This is a genomic window from Kordiimonas lipolytica (assembly GCF_042651265.1).
Lineage (GTDB): Bacteria > Pseudomonadota > Alphaproteobacteria > Sphingomonadales > Kordiimonadaceae > Kordiimonas > Kordiimonas lipolytica.
This window is the reverse complement of record NZ_JBHSCR010000024.1, coordinates 1-2,105: the sequence shown is the minus strand read 5'-3', so window position 1 is coordinate 2,105 and position 2,105 is coordinate 1. Positions and strand designations below refer to the sequence as shown.

Annotated in this window: 2 protein-coding genes; both read left to right on the top strand. The window is 60.7% G+C overall.

The genetic code is table 11. The features are described 5' to 3' along the window. Positions 1 to 110 precede the first annotated feature (110 nt). A complete protein-coding gene (gene istA, locus ACFO5Q_RS16745) occupies positions 111 to 1,607 on the top strand; it encodes an IS21 family transposase (protein WP_156431830.1) in 1,497 nt (498 codons plus the stop codon). After that, the coding region (locus ACFO5Q_RS16740) for an ATP-binding protein (protein WP_380084430.1) at positions 1,604 to 2,105 on the top strand (502 nt) is incomplete at its 3' end. The genes istA and ACFO5Q_RS16740, both read left to right, overlap by 4 nt.

The window sequence follows — 2,105 nt, the reverse complement described above, 5'->3', positions numbered from 1 at the left end:
TGTATAGGGCGGTGTAAAAGTAGGCCACTGAAGCGGCGGCGTTGTGTTGCTGCGGGCGGAGTAAAAGTCTGCCACTTTTTGGCTTTTCCATTTGATGGGAGGGCCGGAGGATTTATTCAGTGGATTTATACAGAAGGGTTCGCCTTGCGTGCCATGTGCAAGGCCTGAGCAACCGGGAGGCTGCCCGGCGTTTCGGGATCAGCCGTGACACAGTCGCGAAGATGCTCTCGCATTCAGAGCCGCCGGGCTACCGGCGCTCAGTGCCGGTCAGGCGTCCCAAGCTTGATGGCTACACCGACATCATCGACAGTATTCTGGAGGGTGACCGCCAGGTAGGGCGCAAGCAGCGCCATACAGCGAAGCGTATCTTCGAGCGCCTACGCTCCGAGTATGGCTTTGATGGCGGTTATACGATCATCAAGGACTATGTGAGAGAGTACCGTCGGACCAGCCGCGAGGTCTATGTACCGCTGAGCCACACCCCCGGTCACGCGCAGGCGGACTTCGGCGAGGCCCAGGTGGTCATCGGCGGGGTGCGGCAGAAGGCCCACTTCTTCGTGCTGGACCTGCCGCATAGCGATGCCTGTTATGTCAGGGCCTATCCCCGGGCCACGACGGAGGCCTGGCTGGACGGCCACAACCATGCCTTTGCCTTCTTTGGCGCTGTGCCGCAGTCGGTCCTGTACGACAATGACCGCTGTCTTGTATCTCGCATTCTGCCGGATGGCACGCGCAAGCGGACCGACAGCTTCTCGGCCTTCCTGTCCCACTATCTGATAGAGGACCGCTATGGCCGCCCCGGCAAGGGCAACGATAAGGGCAAGGTTGAAGGCATGGTCGGCTATATGCGCCGGACCTTCATGGTCCCCATTCCGTCCTTCGCCAGCTTTGACGCTTTCAACGACTATCTGGAGGACGCTTGTACCAGGCGGCAGTCAGATGTCCTGTCAGGGCACAAGGTGAGCATCGGGGACCGGCTGCAGGCTGATCTGGCGGCAATGCGCCCCTTGCCGGGGGCGTTCTTCGATGCCTGCCACAAGCAGGCCGGTCGGGTCACGTCCCTGTCGCTGGTGCGTTACAAGGGCAATGATTATTCGGTGCCTGTTGCCTTTGCCCACCGGGAGGTCTGGGTCCGGGGCTATGTCGGCGAGGTGGTCATTGGCTGTGCCGGGGAGATCATCGCCCGCCACGAGCGCTCCTATGACGAGGCGGATATGATCTTCAATCCATTGCATTACCTGCCGCTGATTGAGCGCAAGATCATGAGCCTTGATCAGGCGGCCCCGCTTGATGGCTGGAACCTGCCGGAGGAAATCCTCAAACTGCGCCGCCTGCTGGAAGCCCGCATGGGCAAGGCCGGCAAGCGGGAATATGTCCAAGTGCTGAGACTATTGGACACCGTGGATATGGAGACGCTGTCGGCAGCCGTGAAGGACGCCCTGAGGTTGGGGGCCATCGGCTATGACGCCATCAGGCATCTGGTGCTGTGCCGGATCGAACGCCGACCGGCCCGGCTTGACCTGAGCCTTTACCCCTACCTGCCGAAGGCCACGGTGGGCACCACATCCCCGTCCAGCTATATGTGTCTGATGGGGGCAGCGTCATGAGTGAAGCACCCCAGATACTGCTATCCCACCATCTGAAGAAGCTGCGCCTGCCCACCTTCCTTCGGGACTATGACAAGGTGGCCCGCCAGTGTGCGTCTGAAGGTGTTGACCATACCGGTTATCTGGCCCGGCTCACCGAGCTGGAACTGATCGACCGGGAAAGGCGGATGATCGAGCGGCGGATCCGGTTGGCGAAGTTCCCGGCGGTCAAGAGCCTCGACAGCTTTGACTTCAAGGCCATTCCCGAGCTGAACAAGATGCTAGTGCTCACGCTCGCACGCTCAGAGTATGTGGACCGTTATGAGAATATCATCGCCCTTGGCCCCAGTGGCACCGGCAAGACCCATGTCGCCCTCGGTCTCGGGCTGGCCGCCTGCCAGAAGGGCATCAGCGTCGGCTTCACCACGGCCAGCGTCCTGGTGCATGAACTGATGGAGGCGAGGGATGAGAAGTCCCTGCTGCGCTACAAGAAGAAGCTGGCCAAATACAGATTGCTGA